The following is a 19,356-nucleotide window of genomic DNA, read 5'->3' on the forward strand; positions in this document are numbered from 1 at the left end:
ACCTACCCCTTCAGGGATCGGCCGATCACGGGCAGCGGACCTGATCAGGCGGTGGACGGCGGAGTGAACCGCCTTCCCTGCCACTCGCGAGGCCTAAATCGAATTCACGTAGGCGGGTTAGCGCGCTTGTCTCGCTGTCGGATTGATTCGGCGAGGGCTTTGCGGGTTTTGACTGTACTCGGATGAGAATCGCCAAGAAGTTTTTCACGATCCGCGAGGGTTGCCTCGAAGAGGGGAATGGCGTGTTCAAAATTGCCGATTTCATAATAGAAGTTGGCAAGGTTGATGCGGCTATTGATGGTGTCGGGGTGGCTTTCGCCGAGGGATCGTTCGCGGAGGTTTAGTGCCATCTCGCCTAGGGAGATAGCGCGCTCGAATTCGCCGACTGACTGGTAGGTGCAGGCCAGATTACTGAGGCTGGAGAGTGTGCTGAGGTGGGTTTCTCCGAGGACCTGCTGCGACTGGGCAAGGGCAGTTTCGAGAAGGGGTAAGGCGCGCGTGAGGTCGCCAGTCTCGTAAAGCGATCCAGCGAGGTTGTTACGGCTTGTGATGGTGTCGGGATGGGTGGTGCCGAGGATCCGCTCACGCATGGCGAGGGTGACCTCATGAAGCTGAATGGAACGTTCAGTCTGGCCAGCTGATTGATAGGCGCAGGCCAGATTGCTTCGGTTCAATAGGGTGTTGGGGTGAGTCTCGCCGAGAATCTGCTCTAATTGAGCGAGGGTGCTCTCATAAAGGGGGATGGCGCGCGCGAGATCATCGGCCAACCGGTAGGCATGGGCGAGGTTTGTGCGCGCGACAAGGGTGGTGGGGTGGGTTTCTCCAAGGACTCGCTCGAATTGATTTAGAGAGGTTTCATAGAGAGAGGTGGCGCGCGTGAAGTAACCGGCAGACTGGTATGCGCCAGCCAGATTGTTTCGGCTCATGGCGGTGTCTGGATGGCTGTCGCCGAGGAAGCGTTCGCGGTGGGCGAGGGTGGCCTCGTGGAGTTGGATGGCGCGTGCGAGGTCGCCAGCGGACAAGTAGGTGGAGGCCAGGTTGGCGCGACTGGCGAGGGTACTGGGATGGGTGTTGCCGAGGAAGCGTTCGCGGTGGGCGAGGGTGGCCTCGTGGAGCTGGATGGCGCGTTTGAAGTCACCGACCGACCCGTAGGCGGCTGCGAGATTGTTACAGCAGACGAGAGTGTCCGGATGGGCGTTCCCTAGGACGCGTGTGTACTGGACGAGAGTGGTTTCGAAGAGAGGAATGGCGCGGGCGAGGTCACCAGCGGACTGGTAGGCGGCCGCGAGGTTGTTGCAACTGGTGATTGTGTCGGGGCTGGTGTCACCGAGAGCCCGCCTACGCTGAGCGACGATGGCCTCGTAGAAGGGGATCGCACGCGTGATGTGTCCCTGTTGGTGCAGGTACTCGGCTGCTGTGGTGTAGAGGTTCTCTGTGTGATTGTCTGTGGTTTCTTCCGGTCTGGTGATGGCCAGTGCGATGAGCTGTGGCATTAGGGCATCCCACTCTGCTGAGATGATTCCCTGGGGAGAGCCACACTGGTTCAGAACTTTGAGGAGCGCATTTTCCGCTGCGCGACGCCCAGCGGGTGATCCATCAGGCCCGTCTGGCGCAGTAGAGCGAAGTACTGTTTGAATAAGCCGATGGATGCTCACGGTTCGTTCTGTGATGTTTACCATGCTGTAGCAGTTCAGGAGACCAAGGGCCTCGTGGAACTCATGGTCGTCGGCGGCGGAGGTTTCGAGGAGGGAGATCGGGACTCCGTCGGGGGCGAGCCAGGCCAACGTGCGGAGAATGTTGACAGCCCGGGGGTTTCGGGCGGCAAGGTCGCGGACGGTTTGATTCCAGATTCGGGCTATGGTCCGTTCGGCGTCGATGCTATCGGCGGCCTTGTCGAGATTATTGAGTAGGCGCCGACGATAGGAATCGATGGTGATGGTGGGATTCTGCCGGAGGTAGGCGCCAGCCTGTTCGAGAGCAAGTGGCAGGTAGCCCAGCTCCACCGCGAGCTCGCGGGCTTCTTGTAGTTCCCGTGCGGTGGGCGTGCTGTCGGGAAAGGCGTACATGCAGATTAGTTGCGCGGCATCTTCGGAATGGAGCGTACCGAGAGCGATGGTGCGGATGGTGTGGGGCCAGCCGGTGGCGCGTCGGCTGCTAATCAGGTGGTGGCCTTTGTTAAGAGCGCCGAGGTAGTAATCCAGGTCGGCAGGCTTCTCGGCGTTGTCGAAGACGAGAAGCCAGCCTGAATGCCACTGGAGCCAGGCCATCGCCCATTCAGCTTGCTGGTCCTGGGATGTGGCTCCGGCCCAAGCGGGGAGGAGCCTTCGGGCGAGACCAGCGAGAGCCTGCTCGATGCGGGTGGGGGAGTCGGCGTTGACCCACCAGACGAGCGAGTAGTCCGAGCGGTGGCGGTGGGCGTAGGCGAGAGCGAGGGTGCTCTTACCGATGCCGCCGAGGCCGTGGACGGTTGACGCCTGCGTGATTGCGGTGCCGTTGGTTTCGGTAAGGGAGGCGCGGAGCTGGGTGAGGACGTCGTCGCGGCCGAGACAAAGGGGGTAGGGCGGCAGGTTGGTGAGGCCTGGTGGGGCTGGTACGTCGCGGGCCGCGGTGAGGACCTCGGCGGGCAGGCCAATGACGTCGCCAGTGATCGCAGTTCCGATGGTTCCGCCGGCGACTGACCGATAACCGTACGATTCGAAGCTGTGGCTGCTCACGTGTTGGCGCGGCGGCCATCGCCAGTGATGGCGGTGGTGATGGTGTGGGCGGCGATGGATCGTTCGCCGGACGCGGTGATGGTGACAGGGCCGACAATGGGTGCAGGCAGGAGCATGGCAAGTTCGTTCCGGAGATCGGGGTTCTCGCGCAGGGCTCGCTTGATCTGCTGGCGCAGCGAGGCGGCCGCGTCCGCGTCCTGTGGGGCTTCGGCGGCGTCATGCACTGCGGATTCCAGGGTGGCCTGCTCGCTCTCGCTCACGCGCCGGAACACGATGGAAAGGATGCGGCGGCCGAGGTTCGCGGTCGCTTCCACGGCGGCGTCCTCGCCTCGGGCCAGGACCGCGCCGCCAAAGGCGCTTATAGCCGACGTCAGGTATGGACTGGCTTGCTCCACCAGCTGAGCGATCTCCGCACTCATTCCCGTCTCCCATCGAGTCGAGCTCGGCAGCGTCACTGTCTTAACACGGAGCGTAGAGCCGCTGGTGCTGTCTCGGTGGATGTTTGAAAAGTTGGGAGGTCGTGCGGGGGAGTCAGTTCCCAGTCTGGCGCTGCGTCGTTCGACATAGCTGGACGGCGTGAGCGGGGTGCTCTGTCACAGCGGTCCCATCGTCCCAGCAGGGCCCCTGACCTGCTGTTCTTGGGTGAGACAGGCCTGGGGCGGACGAGGGGTGCCCGTGGAGCGCTCAGTTGCTTCGGCTAAGCGTTGTCCCGTAACTGGACGGCGCCCCCTTGTCGATCCCGGATCGGACCGTGTCGGTGGCTGGTGACAGGATCCACGGGTGCTGATCAAGGGATACGACGTCGGCCCGTTGGCGCCGGGCGAGTCACTGCTGGTCCACCCGGGCTTCTGGTCGAACTACCTCTTGGTGATGTGCAGCGACGGGGGGTGTGCCGAGCGCCCGGTTCCGGAGTGGTTCGGTGAGGACGGCGCTGATGCCGATGCCCTGTCCGAGGTCCTCTTCGATCCTGAGCACTGGCCAGTGTTCAGGATGCCGGCAGAAGATGGCCCCGGAGCCGTGGTGATCTACCGCAACCTGGATGGCGATTACGGCACCGACTACCTCCTCACCCACCCAGGCAGAGGCTACGTCGAGCAGATCGCCAGCTGGGACGGAGATTTCTCGGGCACTGGGCTGACATGGCACGAACTGATCCGGATCGCTGACAGCCCGTCCCTTGCGGACGAAGGCGTCCAGGACACAGCCACCCGCTTCCTGCTGCTGCTTCCCCTCCCCACCGACCTGGACGTGCCGGAAACAGCATCGGCAAGGCTCATCGCCGTCCTGACTGCAATCGGCGCGCCGCAAGACACTTCCTCCCTCGCGGCGGAGCATCTGCCGGCCCACCTTACGAGGAGATCCCGACACGACCCCGCGTGGACGTCTCCGCTGAGCGGCAGCTGAGAGGTGGGCCAAACCACTGATCACACCCATGGAAGATTCTTGGCATGGCTGGTGTGATCACGGCGTCGGTGTCTTCCTGGATAGCCCCGTTCTCCGGGCTGAGTCCTCGCACCTTCGGGAAGCTGGTGACGGTTCTGCGGCGCCAGGGTGCGGACGCGGTCCGCAAGGGCCGTCCTTGGAGCCTTCCTTTGGAGGACCGGGTCCTACTGGTCGCGGCCTACTGGCGAACGAACCTCACAATGCGGCAACTCGCTCCGTTGTTCGGGGTGTCGAAGTCGGCGGCGGACCGGATCATCGACCATCTCGGGCCGATGCTCGCTCTCCAGCCCCGCAAGCGGTTCGCCAAGGACACCGTGCTCATCGTGGACGGCACCCTGGTCCCCACCCGCGACCACACCATCGCAGAGCGGTCGAAGAACTACCGGTACTCCACCAACCACCAGGTCGTCATCGACGCCGATACCCGCCTGGTCGTCGTGGTTGGCCAGCCGCTCGCCGGCAACCGCAACGACTGCAAGGCATGGGAGGAATCCGGCGCCAAGGCCGCCGTCGGCAAGACCCTCACGATCGCCGACGGCGGCTACCCGGGCACCGGACTCGTCATCCCGCACCGCCGACATCGCGGCCAGGCCGAACTCCCGGACTGGAAAAAGGACCACAACAAGTCCCACAAGCAGGTCCGAGCCCGCATCGAGCATGCCTTCGCCCGCATGAAGACCTGGAAGATCCTCCGCGACTGCCGCCTCAAAGGCGACGGAGTCCACCACGCCATGCTCGGCATCGCCCGCATGCACAACCTCACCCTCGCCGGATAGACCAGCGGGCCACACCGCAGCCAACCATGCCTGAGACGACTCGGAGATCATTTACGGGACAGCCCTTAGGCGCAACATCACCTGCCTTGATCGCCTTGACAGGTTCCGCGGGCTGCTGGCGGTCTGATTCAGCGCTCGGCGCCGAACCGCTGCGCCAACTCCCGCTTGAGCACCTTGCCGCTGGGGCCGAGCGGGAACGCGTCGACGAACTCCACCAGGCGCGGGTACTTGTACGCGGCCATCCGCTCCCGGCTCCAGGCGACGATCTCCGCGCTGAGCGCCTCGTCCGGCGTCCGGTCCGCGCGCGGGATCACCACCGCGCACACCTCCTCGCCGTGCCGCTCGTGCGGGACGCCGATGACCGCGACCTGCGCGATCGCCGGGTGGTGCACCAGCATCTCCTCGAGCTCGCGCGGGTACACGTTGTACCCGCCGCGAAGCACCAGGTCCTTCTTGCGGTCGATGATCGACAGATAGCCGTCCGCGTCCTTCACCCCGAGGTCGCCCGAGCGGAACCAGCCGTCCACCAGCACCTCGGAGGTCGCCTCGGGCCGGCCCAGGTAGCCGGCCATCACATTGTGGCCCCGGATGACGATCTCGCCGACCTCGCCCGTCCGCAGCAGCTCGATCCGGCCCTCCAGGTTGGCCCTGGCGATCTCCACCTCGACGCCCCAGATCGGGCGGCCCACGGTGCCCGGCTTGCACGGCCAGGCCCGCTGGTTGTACGCGACCACCGGTGAGGTCTCGGTCAGCCCGTACCCCTCGTAGATCGTGCAGCCGAAGGTGGCCTGGAACTCCTCCAGCACCTTGACCGGCAGCGCCGAGCCGCCGGAGAACGCGCGGTCCAGGGGCGGGCGGAGCGGGGTGGCGGCGGCCGCGTCGAGCAGCGCCAGGTACATCGTCGGGACGCCCATGAACACCGTGCACCTGTGCGCGACCATGAGGTCGAGCGCGCCCGCGGCGTCGAAGCGGTCCGTCAGCACCATGGTGGCGCCCGCCCGGAAGCAGGTCAGCATGCCGCAGATCTGCCCGAAGGTGTGGAACAGCGGCAGGCAACCGAACAGCACGTCCTCGGCCCGGAAGTCGAACGGGGAGAGCATCCCGACGGTGACGTTCATGGTGATGCTCAGCTGGGTCAGCATCGCGCCCTTGGGCCGACCCGTGGTGCCGGAGGTGTAGAGGATCACCGCGAGGTCGTCGGGCGCGCACGGCCGGTAGGCGGCGATCGGTTCGGCGTGCTCGGCGAGCACGTCCAGCCGCGGCGCTTCGCACTCCGCGTCGGCCCGCACCGCGAGCAGCGGCACCTCGGCGATCTCCGCGCCCTCGCGCCCCTTGGCGAGCAACGACCCGGCGCAGATCAGCACGTGGGCCCCGCTGTCGCGCAGCACGTACTCGATCTCGGTCGCCTTGAGCAGCGCGTGCATCGGCACCACGACCGCGCCGAGCGCCAGCACGGCGAAGTAGGCCGCCGGGAACTCCAGGCCGTTCGGCAGCAGCAGCGCCACCCGGTCACCGGGGCGAGTACCCCGTTCGTCCAACACCGTGGCGTACTGCCGGGCACGGAACCATAGTTCACGGTACGTCAGGCGAGTTCCGGCGAACTCGATCGCCGGGTGGTCCGGACGTCGTACCGCCGACTCGGCGAGAACGGCTGCTACCGAGAGAGTCACCAAACCTCCGCTGATCGATTGCGGTCGAAATCAGCGACGACGGCGGCCGGGCGCGCCAGGGCCCCCGACCGCGGTCCCCGCCTCACGCCTGTGTGCGCGGGATGTCGAGCTCCTGCCAGACGGCGTCCAGCGCCTCCGCGAACTCCTCGACATCGGCCGTGGTGTGCGTCGCGGACGGCGCGACGCGCAGAATCTCCTCGCCCTCCAGCACGCTGGGGGCGTTGATGGATTGCACATAGATGCCGTACCGGTCCAGCAGCAGCGCCGACGCCTGACGGCAGGTGGCGTCCTCGCCGACGAACGCCGAGACGATGTGCGACATCGGCGAGACGAACGGGATGCGCTGCTCGTCGAGCAGCCGGTGCAGCAGCTGCGCGTTGTTCCGCAGCCGCTCGCGCTCCTCGTCGGAGGCGACGAGGTGGCGGACCGCCGCGAGCGCGCCGGCGGCGATGGCCGGCGGTAGCGAGGTGGTGAAGATGAAGCCGCGGGCGAAGCTGCGCACCGCGTCCACCATCGCGGCGGGCCCGGCGATGTAGCCGCCGGCGGTGCCGAAGCCCTTCGCCAGGGTGCCCATCACGACGGTGAATTCGTCGGCGATGCCGTCCCGGGCGGCGATCCCGGCACCGCGCGGGCCGTACATGCCGACCGCGTGCACCTCGTCGATGTACGTGGTGGCGCCGTAATTCTCGGCGACGGCGGCTATCTCGGCGAGCGGCGCGATGTCACCGGACATCGAGTACACCGACTCCAGGACGATCAGCTTCGGGCGGTCGCCGTCGGCGCGGATCAGCTCCTCGAGGTGCGCGACATCGTTGTGCCGGAAGATCCGCTTCTCGCAACCGCTGTGCCGCAGCCCGTCGATGATCGATGCGTGGTTCAGCTGGTCTGAGTAGACCACGGTGCCGGGCATCCGGCCCGCCAGCACTGACAGCGCGGCGTCGTTGGCGGTGTAGCCCGAACTGAACAGCAGCGCCGCCTCCTTGCCGTGCAGCGCGGCGAGCTCCTGCTCCAGCAGGACGTGGTAGTAGTTGGTGCCACCGATGTTGCGGGAGCCGCCGGAGCCGGCGCCGAACGCGTCGACGGCCTCCTTCATGGCGGTCAGCACGGCCGGGTTCTGCCCCATGCCGAGGTAGTCGTTGCTGCACCAGACGCTGATCTCCAGCTCGGCGCCTGCCTGCCCCTCCCGGGCAGTGGCACTCGGGAACCGTCCGGCACGCCGACTGACCTCCAGGAACTGACGGCTGTGGTCGGCGAATTCCTTCATCTCATGAGTGAAGAAATCCAGGTGTGCGGTCATTATGCCACTCGCTCTCTGAAGAAGCCGCTGTCATATCGATCATGAGGCTGTCGATCGAACGGAATTTGGGAAGGTGGATCCGGCCTGGGACTCGATCCCCAGTAGCACCGGTGCGTTTGGGGCTGGTTGGCCGCCAACAGAGCGCCTGTAACGAGAGTCAGCCAGTCATCGGTCTCAGGCCGGTCAGGCCAGGATTTTCGACAGCATCCCCGCCAGGAGGACTGCCGAGATTGACAGAAACGTGGCCCCCGGTCCAAGTGGGAACCTGTCCCGCCGGATGGACCAACCCTGTCGCGCGGTCGCCGAGCCTAAGCCTGGCCTGCGGAAACCTACCGATCACATCCGATAAGACAACGGCTTGTCAGCGAGAGCGCTAGCTAGTGCGACCAGCGTCTGCTTGTCCGGCTTGCCGGCACCGGTGAGGGGCAGTGCGTCGTAGAACGTCACCACGGCCGGTACGTGATTCGGGGACAGCTCGGCAGCGACGTGACCGATCAGCGTCCCGGAGTCGGCGGTGCTGCCCGGCCGCACCACGATGGCGGCGTGGATGTGCTCCAGGCGGTCGTCGTCGACCACGCAGTACACCGCGGCCTGGGCGACCTCCTGATGGGTTAGCAGCGCGTTCTCCACATCTGTGGGACGGACCTTGATGCCGTTGGTCTTCATCACCTCGCCCATCCGGCCGTGCAGGCGCAGAAAGCCGTTCTCGTCGAGGGAACCGAGGTCGCCGGTGTGCACCCAGCCGTCGCGGATGGTCACGGCGGTCAGCTCCGGTTCGCCCCAGTAGCCGAGCATGGTGGACGGGCTCCGCACGCACACCTCGCCGATCTCGCCGGGTGGGACGTCACGGTCGTCGTCCAGGCCGCGGATGCGTACCTCCGCGGTCGGACGCCCGACGGTCCGGCAGAGTGCCGGGTCGGAGTGGTCCGGCGGGGTCAGGATGCTGATGGGGCTGGTCTCCGTGGTCCCGTAGATCTGGGTCAGCACCGGGCCGAACACCTCGACCGCCTCGGCCAGGCGGGCGGGAGCTGCGGGGGAGCCGACGTAGGTGATGTTCCTGATGCTCGACCGGTCGGTGGTGGCGATGTCGGGGTGGTCGACCAGCATGTACAGCTGCGGCGGGGTGATCGCCAGCGTGGAGATGCGGTGCTGTTCCACGGCCCGCAGCACTTCGCCCGCCTCAAACCCGTCGTGCAGGACGACCGTTCCGCCGGAGGCGAGCGCGAGGTCGACGACGGTACCGCTGGAGTTGCTCACCGGAAGGGTCGACAGGTACACGATGGGTTCCGGGGACTGGAAGCCCACCCGGGGGCCCACCTGCAGGTAGAGGCTGCGGACGCGGTACGGCATTGTGACAGCCTTGGGGCTGCCGCTGGTACCGCTGGTGCAGATCACCACGGCCGGTTGTTCGGGGTCGACCTCGACGGCGTCGAGGTCGAAGGCGTACGAGTCGCCCGACGAGAGGTCCAGGACATCGGGACCGAGGGGGCCGAGAGCGGCGAGACGCGGTGGCTCAGGCAGCCGGTCGCACAGCTCGCGGGCCGCGTCGACGTTCTCCTTGTCGATGGCGAGGAAGGTCGCCCCGGTCCTGCTGAGCATCTCCTGCCGGGCGGCGGCGGCCAGCTGATCGGTGGGATCCACCGCGTTCGTGGAGTGCAGGTGGACCAGGGTGGCCCCGGCGAGGTTGGCCGCGTAGCGGAAGATGATGGTCGCCGGGGTGTTGGTGACGGTTAGCACCGCCACAACCGGATCCTTGCCTTCCGCAATCGGGGCTCGGAGTTCTGTGAAGTGCCGACGCAAGATTTCCGCCGCGGTGAGAACGGCCTTGGAGAACTGGCCTGCGGTGAACTCTTCGCCTTCCCGCCACAGGGCAATCCGGTCAGGATCGGACGCCAGCGCCTCAAGCACCCGGCGGGCGTAATTCTCCTTCGAAGGCATCGGAACTCCATTCCGCCGACCCGTTTATTGATCGGTGTAGGATTACATGATCGCGAGAGCGTGGGCACTCGAAAATGTTGCTGGTTTCACGCGGCGAACTAGGCGGGAGAGTTGCTGTGACTTGCGCCCTGGGCCGCGGCGTTCACCGCTGCCTCCGGTGCCACGACGCCGGTTGCTCCCGGGTTGAACATCTCGGCTACCAGGAAGGCCAGGTCAAGCGCCTGGCCTCCGTTGAGGCGCGGGTCGCACGCCGACTCGTACCTGCGGTGCAGGTCATCGAAACCCAGATCGGCGCCGCCGCCGACGCACTCGGTCACGTCCTCGCCGGTCAGCTCCACGTGCAGTCCGCCGGCGTGGGTGCCGAGCGCCTGGTGCACCTCGAAGAAGCCGGCGACCTCGGCGAGGATGTCGTCGAACCGCCTGGTCTTGTGCCCGCTGGGCGCCTCGAAGGTGTTGCCGTGCATCGGATCGCACACCCACACCACCGGCGCGCCGGAAGCCGTGACCTTCTCCACGAGTTCCGGCAGCAGGTGCCGCACGCGGTGTGCGCCCATGCGCACGATGAACGTCAGCCGGCCCGGCCGCCGGTCGGGGTCGAGGCGGTCGATCAGGGCCAGCGCCTGCTCGGGCGTGGTGGCAGGGCCCAGCTTCACCGCGATCGGGTTGTCGATGGTCGCGAAGTAGGCGACGTGGGCGCCGTCGAGCTGTCTGGTGCGGTCGCCGATCCACAGCATGTGGCCGCTGCCCGCGTACCTTCGGCCGGAACGCGGCTCGTAACGGGTCAGCGCGGCCTCGTAGTCGAGCAGCAGTCCCTCGTGGCTGGCGAACAACTCCGTGGTGCGCGACGGATCGCCGCCGCGCGCGTCCTTGGAGGACAGTGCCCGGCCGATTCGACCGGCGAGTTCGCCGTAGCGTTCACCGGCAGCCGAGCGTGAGACGAAGTCCTGGTTCTCCTCGTGCAGTTGGCGTAGATCGGTGCCGACACGGGCGAATGCGCGCATGGCGTCCAGGGTGTAGCGCGAAGCGTCGTACATCCGAAGCAGCCGGGACGGGTCCGGCCGTCGTTCGGCCTGGCTGAAGCCGACGCCGTTCACCGCGTCGCCCCGGTAGACCGGCAGCGTGCGCCCGTCGACGGTCTCGGTCGGCCGGGATCGGGGCTTCGCGTACTGCCCGGCCATCCGGCCCACCGTGACCACCGGCACCGCCGACGCGTACGCCAGGATCACGGCCATCTGCTGCAGGAGGCGTAGTTTGCTGTGAATCGCCTGCGTCGAGAGGCGGCCGAAGCGTTCGGCGCAGTCGCCACCCTGCAGCAGGAACGCTTTGCCCTCTGCCGCCTGGGCGAGTCGTGCGGTGAACGTGTCGCACTCCTGCGGCGTGACCAACGGGAGCACGGCTGCCAGCTGATCCATCACGTCGCCGAGCTCAGCCAGGCTGGGCCACTCCGGCCGCTGATGGGCGACAAGTGTGCGCCAGTGCGCGGCGGCTTCGCCGGTGGGGGTCAACATGATCTCCGTCCGCTTCTCACGGCTCAACGGTGCGGGGCGGTCATGGGTGGACCATCTCGACGAGATCGTGGCTGATGCCCAGGTCGTCGAGCAGCAGCTGCAACGGTCCGGTGTCCCGCGCGGGCACGGGACGGGAGGCGGCCCACTCGCTCAGCTGATCGGTGTCGATCTCGAAGCCGCCCTGGGCCGCCACGGTCACCCAGGGGTCCAGGTCCGCGGAGCGGAACGCGGTCAGCCCGGCGACGAGCGCTTCGCGGAACGTCCGCTGCAGTGCGCCGTCCAGGTTCCGGTAGAGCGAGCCGCACAACTCACGGAACACCACCGCGTGTCCGCTCTCGTCCCGCCGGTGCAGATCGGTGGTGATCCGGTTCATCGGCTGGATCTCCTGGGCGGTGGCGAGTGTGGAGAGGAACCCGTTGATCGTCGTCTCGGCGGCCAGGGAGAACGCGATGTCGACGATGTCGCGGTCGAACCCGGACAGCCCGGCGCGGGTGGCTTCCAGCTCCCGGACGACCGACCAGACGCCCGGCGCGAACCGCAGGTCCGTCAGGTCGCGCCGCCTGCGGGTCACGCCGACGGCGTTGTGGCACATCAGGATGTGGTAGTGCTCATCGATGATCGTCTGGTGCAGCGCGTCGACGGCGACGTCGTCGTGGCGGACGGGGATCCGTTCCTGGAGCATCAACCGGCAGGCCGGCAAGATGATCTCGTCCTCGATGGCCGCGGTCTTGGCGTTGTAGGAGATCCACGCCGCGGACAGGATGCGCTCGCGAGCGTCCTGGTCGAGCCGGTCGGCACCCGGCAGTCCCAGCACCGGGACGAGGCGTTCGGGGAAGTCCGGCATCGCCGTGTCGAAGTGACCGTCGAGGTCGAGCTCGTCCTTCTTGACGGCCACTCGCTTCCCCCAGCGGCGCGTCAGCTGCACCAGCAAGTCGCGTTCGTACGTGGGCTCTTCACGTGCCGAGGTCATCGGGAAACCTCCTTCATGGGTTCACCACAGGAATCAGCGAGGCGTCGGCCGCAACGGCGAGCGCGGCCAGGCGCGACTGCCAGCGCTCGGCCGCTGCGGCGTCCGTGTCCTGGAACCGGCCCAGCCCCTCGTTGACCGGCCGGATGCCGTGCAGGGCGTTCAGCGTCCAGACGGGGACGCCGGCGAGATCCGACGCGGTGGCCTGCTCGGTGACGACCTGGTGCCCTGCCGTGGCGGCGAGCTCGCCGAGCAGGGCGCGGGTGATCCCGGGGAGCAGGCCGGGGCCGGGTGGTGGCCCGCACAGCGTGTCGCCCCGCCACCAGACGATGCTCGTGGACGCCCCTTCGACCACATGCCCTTCCGTCGAGACCAGCACCGGCTCGTCAGCTCCCGCCGCAGCCGCGGCAGCGCGTAGGGAGGCCAGGTGATCCAGGTCGGCGCCCTTGACGGCCGGCAGTCGACGGCGGTCGGGTCCCGCCGCGGTCCACAACCGAACGGTCGCGGTGCGCGGTGGCGCGGGGCGCAGCCACATCCACAGCCGCGTTCCCGACCCGGTCTCCACGAGTTCGACGCGAGGAAACCATCGGCCTTGCGCGGGCAGCGACTCGGCGACCGCCCGCAGGAACCGGTTCGTCCGTTCGGCTCCCGGTCCGCCGAACCGGTCGCAGGCCGAACCGAAGCGTTCGGCGTGCCGGTCGAGTCCCCGCACCCGCCCCTCGTCCACGAGCCAGGAGTCGATGACCAGCACCGTCCCGGCGGCGTCGGCCGTCGACCATCCGCCATCGGGGTCCCAGCACCGGCGGAGGCCCTGGTCGGTGGCCGTGCTCTTTGCCGTGTTCATCGTCGGGAGCCGCCCACGTCCGACACCGCCGGCGCACGCCAGGCTCGGAGCGACGCCGCCGCCTTGAGCAGCATCTCCTCGTACTCCTCGTGCGGGTGGGAGTCGAGCACTATCGCCCCGCCGGCTCCGATGGTCAACCGGTCACCGACACGGACCGCGGTGCGGATCACGATGTTCAGTTCCGTGCCGCCGGAGAGGCCGAAGTAGCCGAGGGCGCCGGAGTAGACACCCCGGGCCTCCGTCTCCAAGCGGTCGATGATCTCCATGGTGCGCAGCTTCGGCGCTCCGGTCATCGACCCGCCCGGGAAGCACTGCCGGGCGCAGTCCATCGCGCTGACCCCGTCACTGAGCCGTCCGCGAACGGTGGAGACCAGTTGGTGCACGGTCTCGTAGCTCTCGACGGCCAGGTACGGGTCGACCTCGATGCTGCCCACCTCGCACACCCGGCCCAGGTCGTTGCGCAACAGGTCGACGATCATCAGGTTCTCGGCCTGAGTCTTGGCGCTGGAGGCGAGGACGGCGGCCAGTTCGGCGTCGCGCACCGGGTCGGCGTCGCGCGGGGCCGTGCCCTTGATCGGCTTGCTGGTGACCGTGCGGTCCCTCTCGATGCGCAGGAACCGCTCCGGCGAGGAGCTGAAGACCGTGACGTCGCCCAGGCGTAGGAGCGCGGCGTACGGTGCCGGGTTCGCCCGGCGCAGCCGCAGGTAGAAGGACGTGTCGTCGTCATGGAACGGCATGTGCAACTTGTTGGTCAGGCAGATCTCGTAGCTCTCGCCCCGGTTCAGCTGCCGCTGGCACTCCGTGATGTCCGCCAGGTACTGGCTCCGGCCGCGGCCAAGGTACTCCTCGGCATTCGGGGGCGGGCCGGCGGCGGGTTCGCGCGGCGGCTCGACATCGGCCGGGTTCAGGCCCGTCAGGAGCGCGGACGTCCGTTCCACCCACTCCTGCGCGTCACGCCGGGTCTTCTCGTCGTGGACGGCCACCAGGTAGGTTAGTCCCTCCTGGTGGTCGACCGCGATGACGCGATCGGCGAACATCCAGATGGCGTCCGGCGTTTCGGCGGTGTGGCTGGCCGTGGCCCCGCATTCGGCCTTGAGTTCGTAGCCGAAGTAGCCGACGTAGCCGCCGGTCAGGTCGAACGGCAGGTCCGAGTCGGGGATGCGCCGGTCGCGCAGCCGCTGTTCGAGGACGTCGAACACGCTGCCGGTGACGATGCCGACGCTGTTCGCGTCGCGCACTTCCACTGTCCCGCTGCCGGTGCGGTAGGTCAGGACCTCGCTGAGCGGACCTGACGTGTCGCCGAGGAACGAGAACCGGGACAGGCCCTCCTCCACCCGGCTGCTGTCCAGCCAGAAGCAGTGCGGGGTGTTGTCGAAGAGCTTCAGAAAGATGGCCTCGGAATCGGCGGCGGTCGGCACGGCCGTGCTGATGATTCCCAGTTCCTCGACCGCGCCGGGCGTCTCGCCGGCCAGTGCGGTGCCGGTGCCGGTGTCCGTGTCCGTTCCGGTGTCGGTGACGGAGGGCCGTTGTTTGTGCTGCGTCCGGCGGGTCAGATCGGCGAAGTTCCGCAGGATCTCACGCCCGTGCTGGGAAGCTATCGACTCGGGGTGGAACTGCACGCCCCACTGCGGCAGATCGCGGTGACGCAGCGCCATGAGTACACCGTCGTCTGCCCACGCGGTGGCGATGAGCTCCTCGGGCAGGGGCTCCTGCACGCACAGCGAGTGGTAGCGAACCGCGACGAATTCCCGCGGAATGCCGGCGAACAGCGGATCTCCCTCGTGGGAGACCTTGGCGAGGTGCCCGTGTCTCGGTTCGGGCGCGGCGACCACCGACGCTCCGGCCAGGTGCGCGATCATCTGATGGCCGAGGCAGACGCCCAGCACGGGCAGCGTGGTGCGACGCAGCAGGTCGCCGAGGAGGCCGACGTCGCGCGGGTTCTGCGGCTGTCCAGGGCCGGGCGAGACGACGATGTTGTCGAAGTCCTCCAGCCGCAGGCTTGACAACATCGGATCGTCGTTGACCATGACGACGGGCTCCTGGCCGTTGATCTCGGCGATCAACTGGTACAGGTTGAAGGTGTACGAGTCGTAGTTGTCCAGCAGCAAGGTACGCATCACGGGCCGTCCAAGATCTTCCGGAGCGTTCGGACGTCGCCCGGTTCCAAGGTGATCCCGAAGATCTCCTCGGGAGCGGAAAGCGTCTCGTCCTTGTCGAGTTCCCGGAAGGTCGCCGGCTCTGCGGGACGTATCTCCGTGAGAGTGCTGCCGACGAGGAGGTGCCTCACGTCGGGCTGAGTGCGCTGGAGGACCATCCGGTGGTTGAACGGCGAGCGCGGGTGAGTCAGGCAGAAATGGTTGAGGAGCTCGAAGTCCGACGGATAGCGCGCGTCGGTGGTGAAACCGTAGAGCTCTGCGGGACCCTCAGGTCGAAGGAACCGCAGCACGTGTTCACCACTCGGTTCCCGCACCACGTCGAAGGGCCAATCGCCGTCCAGCCGCGAGTTCTCGGCGAGGCGGATGGGGACGTGCGGCCCGTATGCACCGAAACCCACGTCGAAGATCCAGCGTTCGTCGTCGAGCTGCACGCACAGGGCTACGTGGAGTGCCGGACCGAACTTGTTCCCGGTGCGGATCCGTGTCCTGCCCGCGAACGCCGAGAACGTGAAGCCGATCCGGTCCAGCACTGCCGCCATCAGGACGACCTGTTCCAGGCACCAGCCGCCGCGGCCCTGTCGCACGATCTTCTCCTGGACGCTGTCCAGGTCCAACGGCACCGTCGGCCGCCCGAGCACCGCGTCGAGGTTGTCGAAGGCGATCGCGTCGACGTGGGCGGCGTGCAGACCCCGCAGCGTGGAGAGGTCCGCAGCCACGTCGCCCTGGTAGCCCACGCGGGTCAGGTAGGCGTCCAGGTCGACGCCACTGCTCTGCCACATCGAATCCGTCATACGTAGCTCATCCTTCATGTGAACTGCCCGGCGACCGCGGCCGCGAGAACGATCCAGCCGAAGTACGTGTTGGCGACGAAGGTGTCCCAGCACGATTGCGGATCATCCAGGTCCACACGTACGACCAGATAGGACAAGAAGATTCCCGCGAGCACGACGATCAGATAGAACGCCCACCCCATCGACGTCTGGGAACCGGCCCACAGCACGCCGCCGACGCTGAGCACGACGAAAATCGCCAGCCACGCCTTGGTGGCCTTGCCGAACAGCAGGGCGGAAGACCTGACACCGATGTTCCGGTCGTACTCCTTGTCCTGATGGGAGTAGATCGTGTCGTGAATCAGGGTCCAGAAGGCCCCGCCGGCGTACAGGCCGTACACCGCGAGCGGGTAGTCGGCGCTCCCGGTCACCGCCGTCCAGCCGATCAGCACGTAGACGCTCATCACCAGCGCCAGGAACGCCGAGGGCCAGAAGAAGATGCGCTTCATGAAGGGGTACGCGACGATCAACGGGTACGAGGCCCCGACGACCAGGGCTGTCCCCACGTTCGCCACCGCCAGGACCAGCAGTGCGACCACGGCCTGTGCGGCGGCGAACAGGAGTGCGTTCCCGACGCTGATCGTCCCCGACGCGACAGGACGCGACACGGTGCGGGCGACCCGGGCGTCGACGTCCCTGTCGACCACGTCGTTGACCGCGCAGGCCGCGCCGCGCACCAGCACCGCCGCGACAGCGACGACCACCACCGCCAGCAGGTCCGGTCGTCGCCCGGAGGCGAGGACGACGGCCCACAGCCCTGGAAGCAGGTACAGCACGTACCCCGTAGGCCGGTCCAGTCGCATCAACAGGAGATATGCGCGGACTGAATCCGGGCTCTTCGTGACTACGCCGGTAGATATCTTGTGCAGCATCAGGATCCAATCACCAGGTCACCGGAAGCTGGACCAACCCGCCGATCAGCGTGTTGTGGCGCAGCCCCAGCTCCTCCACACCGACAGCCAGACGCATGGTGGGGAATCGCGCGACGAGCTGGGTGAGCAACACCTGCAGCTGCATCCGGGCCAGCATCGCGCCGACGCAGGAGTAGGCGCCGCGCCCGAACACGAGGCTGTCCGCGGTGTTGCGAGCGACATCGATCCGGCCGGGGTCGGCGAAGGCCGTCTCGTCGTGGTTGGCCGCGATGATGTTCAGCAGTACGAAGTCGCCGGCCCGGATGGTGACTCCGTCGATCTCGAAGTCCGTCAGCGCATAACGGGGCATGCCGCCGTTGTGCGGGTTCGGCATCGACATCCGCAGGGTTTCCTCGACCGCGCCGGGGACGAGGCCCGGGTCGTCCAGCAACGCCTGCCACTGCTCGGGATTGGCCAGCAGCAGCGACACGCAGGTGCCGATCCGGGCCACCGTGGTCTCATAGCCACCGAACAGCAACAACGCCGTCAGCCCGAGGACCTCGTTGTCGCTGATCCCCTCGGTCGCGCAGATCCGGGAGATCACGTCATCGCCGGGATTCTGCCGTTTGTCCGCGACGAGTTGCCTGCAGTAGCCGAACAACTCGCCCAGTCCCTGCTTGGACCTGACCGGGTCCCCGACGTTGGCGGCGTCCTGGATCCAGCTGCCGAACCGGTCCTTGTCCTCCCGGGGTACGCCCAACCACTGGCACATCACCTGAAGCGGCAGCGGCAGCGCCAACATCTGGCGCAGGTCCACCGGTGACTTCTGCCCGGCCAGTTCGTCCAGGAGCCGCCCGGTCAGTTCTTCGACGTGGGGCCGCAGCGCCAGCATCCGCTCGGGTGAGAAGTGCGGCTCCAGTAGCGCACGCAACCGAGCGTGGTCGGTGGCGAAGTCGCCCAGCAGGCCGGCGAGGAACGCCGACCCGCTGTCCTTCGCCGCGGCCTCCGGATCGGGATTGGAGCGGCTGAGCCGGCCATCGTCGAGCAGCTGCGCCACCTGGGCATGACCGGTGACCAGCCACGCCTCGACGCCCTCGGCAGTACGAACCCGATGGACCGCGCCCTGGGATTGGAGCGTGCGCAGCCCTGGCGCGAGTTGCAGCACATTCGTCTGCTCGAAAGGCAATTGAGCTGGGGTACTCACTGACGGCCTCCGCCGGAATCGAGGTTCAGACCACCTTGTCGAGGATGATCACGATGTACGTCATGGCGTGCGATTGACGATGCGGTCGAACAAGGCGGTCAGTTCGGCGGACGCGGCCGGGGACAGCTCGGCTCGTCCGAGGTGCTCCAGAGCCGAGTCCAGATGGCTGCGGGACAGCTGCTCGGCCGTGTGCCGGCTGCCGGATTCCTCGACGAGGTCGGCCATCTCCTGGAGGTCCGCTGCCGTGCTGCCGTCGGCGTGCCACAGCTGGCGCAGTCGTTCGCCGGCCGGGCTGTCGGTGGACAAGGCCGCCAGCACCGGAAAAGAAGGGTTGCGCCGCAGGATGTCGCTCCGGACGGGCTTGCCGGTCACTGCGGGGTCGCCCCAGATGTCCTCGACGTCGTTGAAGATCTGAAAAGCCAGGCCCAGATGCCGGCCTGCGCTGCGCAGGGCAGTCAGGACGTGCTCCGGTCTGCCCGCCCGCAATGCGGGCGTCACCAGCGCGCACTCCAGCAGCGCGGACGTCTTCTCCTCCACGATCCGGTCGTACTCCGCGATGCCTGTGCCCGGACCCAGCCGGACGGTGAGCTCGCGAGCCTGGCCCGCGAGAACCAGACCGAGGGCTTCGGCGAACAGGCTGGAGATTTCCGCACGGCCGGGGCCGGGGTCGGCGACGACCATCTGCAGCCCAAGAGCCTGCAACGCGTCCCCGGCCAGGATGGCCAGACTGGTGCCGAACACCTTCCACGCGGCCGGGCGGCCGCGACGCAGCTCGTCCGCGTCGATGATGTCGTCGTGGATCAGGGTCGAGTTGTGCAGCAACTCCAGTGCTGCCGCCTGGCACCGCACGTCCTCCGGCCGTAGGCCGACGCCATCAGCCGCCGCCATCATGAGGGCGGCGCGGGTCAGCTTGCCGCCCTCCGCACCGCTGGGGTCACCGTGTTCGTCGATGAAGCCGAGGTGGTAGGAGCAGATCCGGGCCAGGATCGGCTGCAGTGCGGAAGTCTGCTGCCGCATAACGGGCAGTACCGTGGATTGCACCATCTTCGGCGACAGGAAGGCTTGGAGCCCGGTCGACGAGGTGTCGAGTGCGCTGATCGGGATTCTCCTTCGGTCGCGCGCCTTCCCAATTCGTGGTCAGAGCCTACGCGCATGGCG

15 protein-coding genes are annotated in these 19,356 nt (G+C 67.3%); 2 read left to right on the forward strand and 13 right to left on the reverse strand.

The features are described 5' to 3' along the window. Positions 1–104 precede the first annotated feature (104 nt). Positions 105–2,714 carry a tetratricopeptide repeat protein gene (locus tag ACFV0O_RS13085; RefSeq protein ID WP_380340383.1) on the reverse strand — a complete coding sequence of 870 codons (2,610 nt, stop codon included), beginning with the start codon at positions 2,712–2,714 and terminating at the stop codon, positions 105–107. Next, positions 2,711–3,133 carry a hypothetical protein gene (locus tag ACFV0O_RS13090; protein ID WP_380340386.1) on the reverse strand — a complete coding sequence of 141 codons (423 nt, stop codon included), beginning with the start codon at positions 3,131–3,133 and terminating at the stop codon, positions 2,711–2,713. Before ACFV0O_RS13090 ends, ACFV0O_RS13085 begins: the two co-directional genes overlap by 4 nt. 361 nt (positions 3,134–3,494) lie before the next feature. On the opposite strand from ACFV0O_RS13090, the gene ACFV0O_RS13095 reads away from it, so the two are divergent. Together ACFV0O_RS13095 and ACFV0O_RS13100 are read left to right on the forward strand one after the other, a co-directional pair. Beyond that, the gene (locus ACFV0O_RS13095) at positions 3,495–4,118 is read left to right on the forward strand and encodes a hypothetical protein (RefSeq protein WP_380340389.1); all 624 of its coding nucleotides are present in this window, start codon (positions 3,495–3,497) and stop codon (positions 4,116–4,118) included. A 44-nt stretch (positions 4,119–4,162) separates the two neighbouring features. Further along, positions 4,163–4,933, forward strand: coding sequence for a transposase (locus ACFV0O_RS13100; protein ID WP_380340392.1), 771 nt, complete (start codon positions 4,163–4,165; stop codon positions 4,931–4,933). A 128-nt stretch (positions 4,934–5,061) separates the two neighbouring features. Here ACFV0O_RS13100 and ACFV0O_RS13105 read toward each other — a convergent pair whose 3' ends face one another. From ACFV0O_RS13105 to ACFV0O_RS13155, 11 genes are all read right to left on the reverse strand, one after another. Further along, positions 5,062–6,603 carry a long-chain fatty acid--CoA ligase gene (locus ACFV0O_RS13105; RefSeq protein WP_380340395.1) on the reverse strand — a complete coding sequence of 514 codons (1,542 nt, stop codon included), beginning with the start codon at positions 6,601–6,603 and terminating at the stop codon, positions 5,062–5,064. A gap of 82 nt (positions 6,604–6,685) precedes the next feature. Continuing rightward, the gene (gene hemA / locus ACFV0O_RS13110; protein WP_380340398.1) at positions 6,686–7,900 is read right to left on the reverse strand and encodes a 5-aminolevulinate synthase; all 1,215 of its coding nucleotides are present in this window, start codon (positions 7,898–7,900) and stop codon (positions 6,686–6,688) included. 336 nt (positions 7,901–8,236) lie between these two features. Then, on the reverse strand, positions 8,237–9,838 hold the full coding sequence (locus tag ACFV0O_RS13115) for a fatty acid--CoA ligase family protein (RefSeq protein ID WP_380340401.1): 1,602 nt from the start codon (positions 9,836–9,838) through the stop codon (positions 8,237–8,239). A 98-nt stretch (positions 9,839–9,936) separates the two neighbouring features. Further along, on the reverse strand, positions 9,937–11,346 hold the full coding sequence (locus tag ACFV0O_RS13120; RefSeq protein WP_380340404.1) for a class II 3-deoxy-7-phosphoheptulonate synthase: 1,410 nt from the start codon (positions 11,344–11,346) through the stop codon (positions 9,937–9,939). A 40-nt stretch (positions 11,347–11,386) separates the two neighbouring features. Beyond that, the gene (locus ACFV0O_RS13125) at positions 11,387–12,316 is read right to left on the reverse strand and encodes a diiron oxygenase (protein WP_380340407.1); all 930 of its coding nucleotides are present in this window, start codon (positions 12,314–12,316) and stop codon (positions 11,387–11,389) included. A gap of 13 nt (positions 12,317–12,329) precedes the next feature. Then, positions 12,330–13,157: an aminotransferase class IV gene (locus ACFV0O_RS13130; protein ID WP_380340409.1), complete on the reverse strand. Its 828-nt coding sequence runs from the start codon at positions 13,155–13,157 to the stop codon at positions 12,330–12,332. Next, the gene (gene pabB / locus ACFV0O_RS13135; RefSeq protein ID WP_380340412.1) at positions 13,154–15,274 is read right to left on the reverse strand and encodes an aminodeoxychorismate synthase component I; all 2,121 of its coding nucleotides are present in this window, start codon (positions 15,272–15,274) and stop codon (positions 13,154–13,156) included. Before pabB ends, ACFV0O_RS13130 begins: the two co-directional genes overlap by 4 nt. Continuing rightward, positions 15,274–16,104 (reverse strand): arylamine N-acetyltransferase, encoded by an 831-nt coding sequence (locus ACFV0O_RS13140; RefSeq protein WP_380340415.1) that lies wholly within the window; start codon positions 16,102–16,104, stop codon positions 15,274–15,276. The genes pabB and ACFV0O_RS13140 overlap by 1 nt, the downstream gene beginning before the upstream one ends. 14 nt (positions 16,105–16,118) lie before the next feature. Beyond that, positions 16,119–16,919 carry a UbiA family prenyltransferase gene (locus ACFV0O_RS13145; protein ID WP_380340418.1) on the reverse strand — a complete coding sequence of 267 codons (801 nt, stop codon included), beginning with the start codon at positions 16,917–16,919 and terminating at the stop codon, positions 16,119–16,121. 106 nt (positions 16,920–17,025) lie between these two features. After that, positions 17,026–18,180: a cytochrome P450 gene (locus ACFV0O_RS13150; protein ID WP_380340421.1), complete on the reverse strand. Its 1,155-nt coding sequence runs from the start codon at positions 18,178–18,180 to the stop codon at positions 17,026–17,028. A 78-nt stretch (positions 18,181–18,258) separates the two neighbouring features. Then, positions 18,259–19,215, reverse strand: coding sequence for a polyprenyl synthetase family protein (locus ACFV0O_RS13155; protein WP_380340424.1), 957 nt, complete (start codon positions 19,213–19,215; stop codon positions 18,259–18,261). Between the last annotated feature and the right edge of the window lie 141 nt (positions 19,216–19,356).

The sequence above is a fragment of the Kitasatospora sp. NPDC059577 genome (assembly GCF_042735475.1).
Taxonomy (GTDB): Bacteria; Actinomycetota; Actinomycetes; order Streptomycetales; family Streptomycetaceae; genus Kitasatospora.